This window comes from Clostridioides sp. ES-S-0001-03, from assembly GCF_020676075.1.
Classification (GTDB): domain Bacteria; phylum Bacillota; class Clostridia; order Peptostreptococcales; family Peptostreptococcaceae; genus Clostridioides.
This window is the reverse complement of sequence record NZ_JACVWJ010000002.1, coordinates 455,149-468,135: the sequence shown is the minus strand read 5'-3', so window position 1 is coordinate 468,135 and position 12,987 is coordinate 455,149. Positions and strand designations below refer to the sequence as shown.

Here is a 12,987-nt window from a genome sequence, read left to right as displayed (position 1 = left end):
TAAAAATGTTTTATTGATTAAATTATTTTAGTTTCTTATAAGCTAGATTTCCTAAACCTTGTATTATTTGAACTAGTATTACAAGTGCTATTACTGTATAAACCATTACTGCTGTGTCAAATCTTTGGTATCCGTAAATAAGAGCTATATTACCTAGTCCACCAGCTCCTACTGCACCTGCCATAGCTGTATAGCCAAGTATAGAAATTACTGATAATGTAATTCCAGATACTATTGAAGGCATTGCTTCTTTTATCATAACTTTAAATACTATTTGTTTTTTTGTAGCTCCAAAAGATTTGGCAGCCTCTATTAGTCCCTTATCAACTTCGTTTAATGAACTTTCTATAATCCTAGCGATAAATGGTGCTGCACCAATAGTTATTGGTACTATTGCAGCAGTTTCTCCTATACTTGTTCCAACAATTAATCTTGTTATTGGAATCATTGCAACTATAAGTATCATAAATGGGAAACTTCTAAATATGTTTACTATAAATCCTAGTGCACTATTAATCGTACTATTTGGTTTTAATCCATCTGGTTTTGTCACTACTAATATAATTGCTAGTATAAATCCTAATATTGTTGCCACTACAGTTGGTACTATGACCATATATAAAGTTTGTAGTAATGCATTTGGAAATAGTGTTGTTAAAAAATCAATTAGACTATTCATTTATCATTTCCTCCCATCTTATGTCCTTATCTGTAAGATACTGTTTTACTTTATCTCCACTTTTATCTGAAACATTTATAATAAGTGAACCTAAAATATCTTCTTTAAATTGTTCTAATTTCCCAAATATTATAGATACATCTATGTTTAACTCTCTTGCCATTGTTGTAATAATAGCTTCATTAGAAATGTCTTTAGGGAATAGTATTTTTATATTTGTTCCTTTTGGTAAAATTATACTTTCTTCACCTATTAATTTTCTAAGTCCTTTAGTATTTCTCAAGAAAATTTCTTCTGTATCTCCTATTTCTAATACCTCTCCATTTTCCATTATTGCCACTCTTCCACAAATTTGTTTTATAACTTCCATTTGATGAGTTACAACTATTATTGTTATTCCTAGGTTTTTGTTTATATCTTCAAGTAATGAAAGAATTGATTTTGTAGTATTTGGGTCTAGTGCTGAAGTTGCTTCATCACAAAGAAGTACTTGTGGGTTTAGTGCTAAAGCCCTAGCAATTGCAACTCTCTGTTTTTGACCACCACTTAAGTTTCTTGGTTTATCATTTTTCTTTTCAGATATACCAACCACTTCTAGTAACTCTAAAACTCTTTTTTTTATTTCTGCCTTTGTATATCCAAAGCACTCTAAAGGTAATGCTACATTATCAAACACTGTTTTTCTTTCAAGTAATGAAAAGTGTTGAAAAATCATACCTAACTCTTTTCTTAAATCCCTCATTTGCTTTTCATTTAATGACTTTACTTCCTTATTAGATACAAGCACACTACCTTCTTGATATTCTTCTAGCCCATTTATACATCTAAGTAGTGTTGATTTTCCAGCACCACTATGACCTATTATTCCAAAAATTTCTCCAGATTCTATCTCAATACTTACATCTTTAAGTACTTGAGTCTTTCCATAATACTTATTAACATTTTTTATGCTAATCATAAAATTTCCTCCCCACATATTCTGCTCAATTTGTATGTTTATTTTTATTTATGTATTTTAAATTTGTATCTAACAAAATAAAAGCCTGAGTATAAACTCAGGCTTAGAAAGCTATTTATACTCATCTATCAACTATATTAGTTGCAGGATTTAGCACCAATGTATATAAAATATACTGGTTGCCGGGTTTCAAAGGGCCAGTCCCTCCACCACTCTTGATAAGACGTTATTTAATTTAATTCGATTATCATTTCTTGCTATGTTATATATAATATATTTATTAATAATATTTGTCAATAAATTTATTTGAAATTTTTATTTTTTATTATTCTGAATTGAAAACAAAGTTCATAAAACCTCATATCAGTTTAGAAAATGGATATCAAGATACTACTCTTTCAATTATTTTGACAAAACTGATACTTGTTCTATCTAATTTCTATTTGGATGTGGATTTCTTCGAGTAGAATGTTAGTGATTTTCCAGCAAAAGTAGAAGCATATAAAGAACTTATTTGCAAAGAACTTGGAGTAAAAAATAAAAACGAACTATTTTAAAATGCGAAGTAAATATTTGTGAAAATATTAATCATGCTTCCTGGACTAGGCGATGGATTAACCACAGTCAAAAGAATGGCTATTACAATGGCTATCGCATATCGCATGTACGCCAAAGACTATAAAGTATATGTTTTTAGCAGAAAAAACCATTTAAAAGAAGGTTATTCTACACGAGATATGGCTAAAGACCAAGCGAAAGCCATGAAAATACTTGGTATCACTAAAGCTAAAGTTTTAGGTATTTCTCAAGGTGGAATGATAGCACAATACCTTGCTATTGATTATCCCGATTTAATTGAGAAACTCGTACTGGCAGTTACGCTATCAAAGCAGAATAAAAACATACAAGAAGTTGTTGGGAATTGGATTACATTGGCAGAGCAAGAAAAATATAAGTATCTAATGATTGACATATCAGAAAATTCTTATTCAGAGAATTATCTAAAAAAATATCGTTTTCTTTACCCTTTGCTTGGGAAAATCGGTAAACCTAAAGATTTTAGACGGTTTCTCATACAAGCATCCTCTTGTATTCAGCATGATGCATATATGGAGTTGAATAATATTATATGTCCCACTTTGATAATTGGGGGCGATAACGATAAGATAGTTGGTGTAACTTCTTCTGTTGAATTAACTGATAAAATTAAGGACAGCGAATTATTTATATATAAAGGTCTTGGACATGCTGCGTATGAGGAAGCAAAAGATTTTAATAATCGTGTTCTAAATTATTTATCGAAATAAAGTAAAGCATTATAAAAATAGAGTAGATACGCTATCCTGTATGTGGCAACAAAACAAGGCTAAAAATTCGATTAGATACTATACCTGAAAATTTCTCGTTTTATATTTTTTTACTGTTTTTATAAGCCATCATTGAATATTGAAATCAAATAGGCGTAAAACGGAATTTTTAAGCAACTAAAATAGAAACACATAAAGCCACACAAACATAGTGTTCGTGTGGCTTTACAGCGCTTTATAAAATAATTTTTATTGTTGATATTGGCAGGTTATTCTACTATTTTTTATTATTTCCTGTTATTCCTAATCTATCATTCATGTCTTTTATCATTTTTCTAAAACCACTACCTATATCATTTCCAACATTTTCTGTTCCATGAACTAGTTTCATAAAGTCATTTTGACCTTTTTTCATATCTTCATCAGATACTTTATCTAATTTCTCTAATCTAGCATCTATATCTTTTACTAATCTTTCACCTTCAGTTATTAATTCATCATTCATTTTCTTTAATTCAGCATCTTCTGTTTTACCATCTTTTTTAAGAGATGTTACAAATGATTGTATTTTGTCTCTACTGTCTTTGTATGCAGCCTTTACATCACTTAAATATTTTTCATTTCCTGGATATTCTTTATCTTTAAATTGATTATTTATACTTTCTGGAGTATCATAAATAGAATATCTATTTAAACCTGCTATATAATCATTATAGCTTGTTGAATAATAATTCATATAACCTTCATTGTTGTTTACTGATTCATTTGGATTTTTTCCTGCATTTTCATTTGGTTTTTCAGTTTTTTTAGTACAAGCAGTCATACCTATAGCTAATACTAACGCTAGTCCTACAAATAAAGTTCTTTTTAATTTCATTTTTATTATCCTCCTAGATGTTTTATATTACAAAAAGTTTTAATAAAGTTCTTTCTCAATTTAGTATTTCTATATTTTTATTTTTTATTTACTAAAATTAAACAATTTATAATTTATTTTTTGGGAAATTATAATAGATAAGTAATTAATAAAAAAAATATAATTTTATTATTGATATTGATTATCATTCATAGTATAATTTAATTAATTGATATTAATTTTCATTTGAAGGAGGTTATCTTTTATGCATTGTTGCAATTCACAATTTTGTTGTAAGAATAAAATTGAATCATCATATATAAAATGGCTTTTAGAAGTTTTAGGTCCAGTTTTTTTAGGCTCTAAACCTGCTGAAATAATAAATATTTCATTTACTGATGTAAATAGAGAGGAAAAAATTAATGATATTTACAAATATCTATATAATTGTAAAAGAATAGATTTTATAGTTATTGATAAAGAAAAAAAAGGATTAAAAATTTTATTTGTAAATAAAACAGCATTGTCAGAAAGATTAAAATGTAAAAAAACAGTAAATTTCTTGAAGTTTTTAGGATACAAACAAAATACTAATGTAAATGCTTATTTAGAGCATCTAGTTGAAAAGCTTAAAACTGATACTTTTCCTGATGAAATAGGTATTTTTTTAGGATATCCCCTTAAAGATGTAATTGGATTTATGGGATATAGTAACTATGAAGTTTCTATGATTAGGTATTGGAAAGTTTATGGTGATCCAAAACAATCAGAAGACACATATTCTAAGTTCTTGCTTCATCGTAAAAAAATGAGAAAATTACTTGACTACATAAGTGTAGATAAAATAGTAAGCTGTTTCTAATTAGATTTTATTCTATAAAATAATTAAAAATAAAAATACATCCTTTTTTATCATGTTATTATCACAATAACTTAAGGATGTATTTTCTATTTTAATATGCTAATTTCTTAATATACTAATTTTAGTTATATAACATATCTTTAATATTTATTTTCTTTTCTTGCATTCCATTAGACATCAAGAATTCTTGTGTGTCCTCTAACTCTTTTATGTCCTTATCTGTTATCTTAGAACTAAAATCATACCAAGAATACATTTCCTTTGTTTCATCTAAAGTTAAACCAACTTCTTTTGATACCTCTTCCATTACCTTACCTTTATTCTCATCCATATATTTTAAAGTCTCTTCATGAACTTTCATAAATCTTTTTACTAATTCAGGATATTTTTGAGCAAAATCATCACTTACTGCAGTAACTATTATTCCACTAACTAAACCTTCTCCATTTACTATCATTTTGCTACCTGCATTTATTGTTTTTAAAGCCACTGGCCCTGCAAGCATTGCAACATCTGCACTTTTACTTTCTAATGCAGAGGCAGCACTAGGAATATCCATGTTTACATATTCAACATCATCTATCGTATAACCTTCCTTAGCAAGTGCAGCAATCAATAATTGATGAAGTATAGTCCCTTTTGGACCTACAATTTTCTTACCTTTTAAATCTTTTATAGATTTGATATTTTCATTGTTAGTTATAAGCATATATCCTTTTGGTGATCTACTATAGATATTTGTAACTTTAAGTCCAACTCCATTAGATGCTGCTATTATAGCAGATGTTCCACCTAATGCATGTAAAAAGTCTAATTCTCCAGCAGCTAGTGCCTGAGTTTGTTCTGGGCCTGTTGTTAGTTCATGAAAATTAACTTTTATATTATCCTTTTTAAATTCCTTACCAAATGAATCATCTTTCTTTTCCAGTATACTTGGAACGTTAAGTGGAGACTTCACATAGGTTAAATTTATTTCCTTAGGTAAACTAGTCTCTTTTTTTGTAGGAACATCTTTATTACCCTCTTCTTTGGTTGAACATCCCACAGTCCCAACCAATACCATTACTAAAGATGTCATTACTGCTAAAATTTTTTTGTTTCTCTTAATCACTTAAAACTCCCCCAATTCCCTTAATATTTCTTTTTTTAAGCTTATATAATAGCTTTTAGTTAAATCTCTATTATATTCATCTTCGACACTAAATTGTTTAATCCCTTTATTTTTACTAAAAACAATTATTTTCTTTGCTATTTCCATAGCTTCTTCTATATTATGAGTTACAAATACTACCCCTTTTTTAGTATTTTTATGGATATTTACTACTTCTTTTTGCATTTTTCTTCTTGTAAAATAATCTAATGCTGCAAATGGCTCATCCATCAATAGAATATCTGGGTTAAAAGAAAGAGCTCTTGCAATACTTACCCTGTGAGCCATTCCTCCTGATAACTCATTTGGATATGAGTTCTTAAACTTTTCAAGTTTCATCATCTTTAAATATCTATCTAAATCAACTTTATTTCTATTATTTTTTTCAGTATGTAAAAGTATATTTTCACTTACATTTAGCCATGGCATTAGTCTACTTTCTTGAAAAACAACTCCTACTTTTGGGATACACTTTTTATCATTATTAAAAAAATATACATTTCCACTAGTAGTACTTTCAAGACCTGCTAAAATTCTAAGCAAGGTTGTCTTCCCACAGCCACTTTCCCCTAGTATAACCGTTATTTCTTCGCTAGATATACTTAATGATATATCATCAAGCACTAAATGTTCTTTATTATCAACTAAATACTTTTTATGTATATTCTCTAATAAAAATCCATTTCTAACCATTTAAATCAACCTGCTTCCCTTTACTAAATTTTGCTATTGCCATTGAAAATAGATAATCTGAAAGTATACCTAAAAAACCAATAACAAAAATTCCAACCAGTACAATATCAGTTCTTGACATATCCTTACCGTCAGAAATCAAGTATCCTAAACCTGAAGAAGCCGCAATAAGTTCTGCACCAATTATAGCTCTAAAGCTATACCCAAGACCTAAACTAAGTCCAACAACAATATCTAACATAGAATTAGGAATTATTATTTTGCAAAAAATTCTTTTCTTAGATAAATTAAAAGACTTGCCTACTTCAATTAATTTACTGTCACAATTTTTTATCCCTTTTAGTGTATTTAAAAATATTGGAAAAAACGATGCTAAAACTATAATTATAATTTTAGACTCTTCACCTATACCAAACCATAAAATCAGCATAGGTATTAAGGCTAGTGGAGGTGTACTTCTCATAAATTCAAATAATGGCTTGAAATATTCATACATTTTTTTATTTACACCAAACACGATTCCAAGTGGTATTGCTATCAATGAACTTATTAAAAAACCTATAAATATCCTCTTCACACTAGCATAAACATTTAAAAAAATAGAACCATCATTTATCATTTTTATAAAAGTTTCCAAAACTCTTTCAGGCGGAGGCAAAATATAGCTACTCCATATACCTAAAACACATACAATTTTCCATAAAATTAAGATTAGTAAGAAAATGTAATATCCTTTAAACTTTCTATGAATTCTCTCCAGCATCTAATACTCCTTTTTAATATACCTACCCCTGCTACCCTTTTTATTCTTTAAATATATTTTAAGCTACAATTAAAATTCACTATAAAAATTAATCTATGCCAATTCTTACTCCACCTGACCTCATTCTGTCAGAAGGTGTTGCATCTGTATTCAAGCTAGACAATCTTTCAGATGGTTGTATAATAACAATTTGACCATGCTCAACAAACTCCATATGATAAGATTCCCCTGAAGTCTGACCAACAAAAGTTTTCCATGATAGTTTTGCTACTTTAGGATATGGTTCCCTTCCAGTCCATGCTACTAACGCATCTGGGTCGACACAACAAGGCCCTTCAAGTATTAGAGGGTTCCCATCTGTTATTATGGCAATATCTTGATTTTGACTTGTTTTATTTATTAAATGTGTAGTAAAAAGTCCTTTTTGAGATATTACTCCTGAACCAATTAATTTTACACTATAATCTAGTTGTTCTGAAAATGCTAATAAGTTTTCACTCTCAACACAAATCGAGTCACCTGGGTCAATTGATATTACATCTACATGATAAGCATTTTGTGCTAGGTAAATTTCACCTTCACCTTCAACAACCATTATTGGCATTTGTTCTCCTGTCAATGACCTTTGAACATGTCCTAGCAATGCTCTACCTAAACCACCACCATTATTTGGGCCTAATATTAATTTTTCAAAGTTAAAATTTCCTTTAAATGCTACCATAGCACCTTTTTTAGCAAAAAATTTACCACTTCCTCTTGCTATACACATAAGTTCATTTGTTACATCAAATTTAAACATAATAAACATTTATATTGCTGTATTTAGCAATAATCCCTCCTAATCATATATTTGTCTATAATTATACAGTAAAAATATAATATAGTCTAATTGACTTCAAATATGAAATTTATTATTTATATAAAAAATAAGAGCCTGATAAAAAGTTTAACTTACTTTATTATCAGACTCTTATTTTATCTATCTTTTAGTATCATGGCAACTCTTACTACTTGAGCATCCAGAACAACCACATCCACAACTACTGCCATTCTTTTTCTTGTTATTAACCATATGCATCACAGCCAATGCCATTAATACTACCACAATAGCTGCTATAATAAATGTAGCCATAATCATCACTCCTTATTTATATGAACTAATTTTTCATATAGCTCAAATTACCAATTTTATCTTTTTTTATTGTTCGATTTGAATAAGTTAAAACCCCAAATACTACAGCTATTGCTATAACTATAGATATTATTGCCCCAGCAATACTTCCACCAGTTCCTAAAAGTACACTTCCAACTTGATTGATAAGAAGAGCAACTATATAAGCTGTTAAAGTTTGGAACCCTAATGTAATCCATGTCCATTTCCATGAACCCATTTCTCTTTTTATAGCACCAATAGCTGCAAAACAAGGTGCACAAAGCATGTTAAATGCCATAAATGAAAATGCACTGACTACTGTAAACATACTTGCAACTGAACCAAGAAGTGTTGGGTCTTGTTCTGTTGCATCTGATATACCAAATAAAACGCCAAATGTTCCAACTACATTCTCTTTTGCTACTAGACCTGTAACTGTTGCTACTGATGATTGCCAGTTTCCAAATCCAAGAGGTGCAAATATTGGTGCAACTATATTTCCTAGACTAGCCAATATACTATCTCCTGCATCTACCATTTGTAGTGACCAGTTAAATGATTGTAAGAACCATATTACTCCACAAGCAACAAAGATAATTGTACCTGCTTTGATTATAAATGCTTTTCCTCTATCCCACATATGAATTAAAACTCCTTTTGCACTAGGAACATGATATTGAGGTAGTTCCATAACAAATGGAGATGGTTCTCCAACAAATAAAGAAGTTCTTTTTAATATAATTCCACAAACAATTATCATTACAATTCCTAAGAAATACATTGATGGTGCTACCCATGAGGCCCCTCCAAACAGTGCTCCTGCAAATAAAGCTATTATTGGAATCTTAGCTCCACATGGAATAAATGTAGTTAACATGATAGTCATTTTTCTATCTCTGTCATTTTCTATAGTACGAGTTGACATAACACCAGGAACTCCACAACCTGAACTTATAAGCATCGGTATAAATGACTTTCCTGAAAGACCAAACTTACGGAATATTCTATCCATTATAAAAGCCACACGTGACATGTATCCACAATCTTCAAGTATTGATAATAGCAAAAATAAAAGCATGATTTGTGGTACAAATCCTAATACAGCTCCAACTCCACCAATTAAGCCATCAACTACAAGACCTTGTAACCAATCAGCTACATTTACGGAAGCTAAGAAATTACTTACATTACCTTGAATAATTTCTCCAAACAATACATCATTTGTCCAATCAGTTGCTATAGCACCCAATGAACTTACTGCTATGTAGTAAACTCCCCACATTATAAGTGCAAAAATAGGTAGTGCTAATATACGGTTTGTTACAAACTTATCTATTTTATCTGAAACAGTTTCTTTACCATTTCTATTTTTCTTTATTATGCTTGAAATTATTGAACTAATAAATTCATAACGATTTGCTGTGATTATACTTTCACTATCATCATCCAATTCATCTTCACAATTTCTAGTTATCTCTTCTATGTCATTTAATATTACTTTAGAAATATCAAGCTTTTGTATAACATTTTCATCTCTTTCAAATAACTTTATAGCTAACCAACGTGTTTCCATATCTATATATGGAGTTTTTTCCTCTATTATCTTTTCGATTTTTTCTATTGCTCCTTTGCTTTCATCAACAAAAGGTAACTTAAAATCTAATTTATTGTTACCACTTGCAATTTCAATTGCTTTTTGAGCAGCTTCCATAATTCCTTGCCCTTTAACAGCTGTTACTTCTACTACAGGGCAACCTATAACCTCTGATAATTTTTTAATATTTATCTTATCTCCATTTTTCTTAACAACGTCCATCATGTTAAGAGCTATAACAGTAGGTATACCTAATTCCAAAACCTGAGTTGTTAAATATAAATTTCTCTCTATATTTGATGCATCTACAATGTTTATTACTGCATCTGGTTTATCATCAAGCATAAAATTACGTGTAACAACTTCCTCTAATGTATATGGTGATAGAGAATAAATACCTGGTAAATCTACTATTTCTACATCTTTATTTCCTTTTAATTTTCCACCTTTTTTTTCAACTGTTACTCCTGGCCAGTTACCAACATATTGTGATGAACCTGTAAGTCCATTAAACATTGTTGTCTTGCCACAATTAGGATTTCCTATGAGACCTATTTTTATTGACATTTCCATTCCCTCCATTAATATTTAGATATATAAATTATTTTTGATACAGAAAATCATTCTCACTATATAATTGCATTAACTCTACTATAATTAACTTTATTATTCCACAATAATTTTTTCTGCATCTGATTTACGAATTGATAGTTCATAATCTCTAACTGTTATTTCAATTGGGTCTCCAAGAGGAGCTACTTTTCTCACAAATACATCAACACCTCTTGTAATTCCCATGTCCATTATACGTCTTCGTGTAGCTCCTTCTCCTTCTAATTTTTTAACTTTTACAGTTTCCCCACACTTAATATCCTTTAGCTTGTTCATATTACTACCTCCCTATATTATTATTCTACTTGCCATTTTTTTATCTAATGCAATTCTAGTATCCTTTACATCTATTATTAAATTACCATCTATCTTAGAAATTATTTTAACATTTGTTCCTACTACAAATCCTATGCTATTTAAAAATGTTCTTGTCTTATCACTTCCTGAAATCTTCTTTATAACTACTTCTTCTCCTATATTTGATAATACTAATGGCATACGATATTCCTCCTTATACTAATTTAAATTTATATGTAGACTTTTCCTTCTATTTAAATTCTAGTATCTTATTTTTAAATTGTGGTTCATTAAAATGATTGCCTATTTTTTCCTTCTTTTTACAATTCTTAATTTTGATTTAAGTCTATCATAATAGTATAGTTTTTGCAAGTGATTATTGTATTCTTTTGATTTTTTCTCTCAATTACTTTTATTCCTCATACAAATCTTATTTATCTTAACATAATTTTTATAAAATAAAGATGCTTTTAGATAGTATCTTTGACTATCTAAAAGCATCTTTATTTTTCATCTATTTTATATTTATTTATATACTTAATTCTTACTTGGAAACATTTTCATTATTACTTTCATCTTTTTCTGTAAAAATGTCTTTATCTAATTTTAAAATATCAACAAACAAATGTATTTTGACATACTCTCTTCTTCTATGTATGAGAGTGTGACAAACAAAGTTTAAATTCTATTATAAATAATTATATTCTCTATTAACTTGAATATTTAGATAGAAACTCTATTTGTTGAAGATTAAATGTTTGTGTATGAATATTGGAATAATTTTTTGAGTATGTATCAACAAAACCATGATTTGCATCTGCGATTTCAATTTGAATATTTTGTTTTTTGGCAAGAAGTTGAGAGGCAACAAACTCAACATCAAATGAATCGTATTTTGCAAATACTAATAAAACAGGACATTTTGGAATTATATCCATATAATCTCTAATTCGAGAACCATAACAGCAAATTATTCCATCACATAAGGAATTTTCACTGCATCTCCATGCAATTGTTGCACCTACACTATATCCAATAACGAATACATGCTTATATTTTAATTTTAAATCATTTATAAGTTTTTCTACTTTTTCATAGATATTAAATCCTATATTACTTATAAAAAAATTATATGCATCTTGAGCTTTTAAATAAGAAAAAACTTTCCCGCTACCCAAAAGTTCAGGGCAAAATACATCATATCCATCTTGATAGTATTTTTCACAAATATCCTTTATAAAATTGTTAACTCCATAAATTTCATGTAGCACTACAATAGCTATATTACTTTTATGTGTATACTTAATCAGTTTATCCACCACCTTTATTAAATAGTCAATATTTTTATACTTAGTTTAATGTATTCCTATATGTATGTCAATTTACTGTTTTAGAATCTAATTTACTCAAAAAGGAGTATTTCACTCATAATCTTTAAAAACCATGAATGAAATACTCCTAAAAGTTTACTTAATTTATATTAAATTTATTTTCCAAAATATCTATTTAATAATCCTAAGAATGCTTTACCATGTCTAGCTTCATCTTTACACATTTCATGTACTGTATCATGTATAGCATCTAATCCTAATTCTTTAGCTTTTTTAGCTAATTTTAATTTTCCATCAGTTGCACCATATTCAGCGTCAACTCTAACTCTTAAGTTTTCTTTTGTATCTGCAACTACAACTTCTCCAAGAAGTTCTGCAAATTTAGCAGCATGTTCTGCTTCTTCAAAAGCTATTCTCTTATAAGCTTCTCCAACTTCTGGATATCCTTCTCTATCAGCTTGTCTACTCATTGCTAAATACATTCCTACTTCTGTACACTCACCAACAAAGTTAGCTCTTAATCCTTCGATTACTTCCTCATCTACACCTTGAGCTACTCCTATTCTGTGCTCATCAGCCCAATTCTTTTCGCCTTTCATTTCTTCAAACTTATCAGCTCCAACTTTACATACTGGACATTGTGCTGGTGCAGCATCCCCTTCATGTATATATCCACATACTGTACAAACAAATTTTTTCATAATTAATTTCCTCCTAATATTTTATATATCA

General features: G+C 29.0%; 16 protein-coding genes and 1 riboswitch. Of the genes, 3 read left to right on the top strand and 13 right to left on the bottom strand.

The features are described 5' to 3' along the window. Positions 1-22 precede the first annotated feature (22 nt). Positions 23-679, bottom strand: a complete 657-nt coding sequence (locus IC174_RS05355) for a methionine ABC transporter permease (RefSeq protein ID WP_227432857.1) — start codon at positions 677-679, stop codon at positions 23-25. After that, positions 672-1,637: a methionine ABC transporter ATP-binding protein gene (locus IC174_RS05350; protein ID WP_227432855.1), complete on the bottom strand. Its 966-nt coding sequence runs from the start codon at positions 1,635-1,637 to the stop codon at positions 672-674. Before IC174_RS05350 ends, IC174_RS05355 begins: the two co-directional genes overlap by 8 nt. Positions 1,638-1,755: 118 nt before the next feature. After that, positions 1,756-1,862: riboswitch (SAM riboswitch) on the bottom strand. A gap of 350 nt (positions 1,863-2,212) precedes the next feature. Here IC174_RS05350 and IC174_RS05345 point away from each other — a divergent pair. Together IC174_RS05345 and IC174_RS21340 are read left to right on the top strand one after the other, a co-directional pair. Beyond that, complete coding sequence (locus IC174_RS05345; RefSeq protein WP_227482324.1) at positions 2,213-2,944, top strand: alpha/beta fold hydrolase; 732 nt, start codon at positions 2,213-2,215, stop codon at positions 2,942-2,944. Between the two features lie 26 nt (positions 2,945-2,970). Beyond that, a complete protein-coding gene (locus IC174_RS21340; RefSeq protein WP_227433305.1) occupies positions 2,971-3,069 on the top strand; it encodes a cysteine-rich KTR domain-containing protein in 99 nt (32 codons plus the stop codon). Positions 3,070-3,221: 152 nt separating this feature from the next. On the opposite strand, the gene IC174_RS05335 is transcribed toward IC174_RS21340, so the two are convergent. Beyond that, complete coding sequence (locus IC174_RS05335; RefSeq protein ID WP_227482323.1) at positions 3,222-3,821, bottom strand: hypothetical protein; 600 nt, start codon at positions 3,819-3,821, stop codon at positions 3,222-3,224. Between the two features lie 244 nt (positions 3,822-4,065). On the opposite strand from IC174_RS05335, the gene IC174_RS05330 reads away from it, so the two are divergent. Next, a complete protein-coding gene (locus IC174_RS05330) occupies positions 4,066-4,662 on the top strand; it encodes a DUF3793 family protein (protein ID WP_227432851.1) in 597 nt (198 codons plus the stop codon). Positions 4,663-4,783: 121 nt separating this feature from the next. Here IC174_RS05330 and IC174_RS05325 read toward each other — a convergent pair whose 3' ends face one another. The 10 genes from IC174_RS05325 to IC174_RS05280 all read right to left on the bottom strand — a co-directional run bounded on the left by IC174_RS05325 (position 4,784) and on the right by IC174_RS05280 (position 12,956). Next, complete coding sequence (locus tag IC174_RS05325) at positions 4,784-5,740, bottom strand: NrtA/SsuA/CpmA family ABC transporter substrate-binding protein (protein WP_413927183.1); 957 nt, start codon at positions 5,738-5,740, stop codon at positions 4,784-4,786. A gap of 33 nt (positions 5,741-5,773) precedes the next feature. Beyond that, positions 5,774-6,505, bottom strand: coding sequence for an ABC transporter ATP-binding protein (locus IC174_RS05320; protein ID WP_227432849.1), 732 nt, complete (start codon positions 6,503-6,505; stop codon positions 5,774-5,776). Then, the gene (locus IC174_RS05315) at positions 6,498-7,268 is read right to left on the bottom strand and encodes an ABC transporter permease (protein WP_227482321.1); all 771 of its coding nucleotides are present in this window, start codon (positions 7,266-7,268) and stop codon (positions 6,498-6,500) included. The genes IC174_RS05320 and IC174_RS05315 overlap by 8 nt, the downstream gene beginning before the upstream one ends. 88 nt (positions 7,269-7,356) lie before the next feature. Further along, on the bottom strand, positions 7,357-8,067 hold the full coding sequence (locus tag IC174_RS05310) for an AIM24 family protein (RefSeq protein ID WP_227432847.1): 711 nt from the start codon (positions 8,065-8,067) through the stop codon (positions 7,357-7,359). Positions 8,068-8,247: 180 nt separating this feature from the next. Next, on the bottom strand, positions 8,248-8,400 hold the full coding sequence (locus IC174_RS05305) for a FeoB-associated Cys-rich membrane protein (protein WP_227432846.1): 153 nt from the start codon (positions 8,398-8,400) through the stop codon (positions 8,248-8,250). Positions 8,401-8,425: 25 nt separating this feature from the next. Then, positions 8,426-10,582, bottom strand: a complete 2,157-nt coding sequence (gene feoB / locus IC174_RS05300) for a ferrous iron transport protein B (RefSeq protein WP_227432845.1) — start codon at positions 10,580-10,582, stop codon at positions 8,426-8,428. A gap of 99 nt (positions 10,583-10,681) precedes the next feature. Beyond that, complete coding sequence (locus IC174_RS05295) at positions 10,682-10,903, bottom strand: FeoA family protein (RefSeq protein ID WP_227432844.1); 222 nt, start codon at positions 10,901-10,903, stop codon at positions 10,682-10,684. 12 nt (positions 10,904-10,915) lie between these two features. Beyond that, positions 10,916-11,125, bottom strand: a complete 210-nt coding sequence (locus IC174_RS05290) for a FeoA family protein (protein WP_227432843.1) — start codon at positions 11,123-11,125, stop codon at positions 10,916-10,918. Positions 11,126-11,634: 509 nt separating this feature from the next. Next, positions 11,635-12,246 carry a dienelactone hydrolase family protein gene (locus tag IC174_RS05285; RefSeq protein ID WP_227432842.1) on the bottom strand — a complete coding sequence of 204 codons (612 nt, stop codon included), beginning with the start codon at positions 12,244-12,246 and terminating at the stop codon, positions 11,635-11,637. A 164-nt stretch (positions 12,247-12,410) separates the two neighbouring features. Continuing rightward, positions 12,411-12,956, bottom strand: coding sequence for an NADH peroxidase (locus tag IC174_RS05280; RefSeq protein ID WP_107594844.1), 546 nt, complete (start codon positions 12,954-12,956; stop codon positions 12,411-12,413). Positions 12,957-12,987 lie beyond the last annotated feature (31 nt).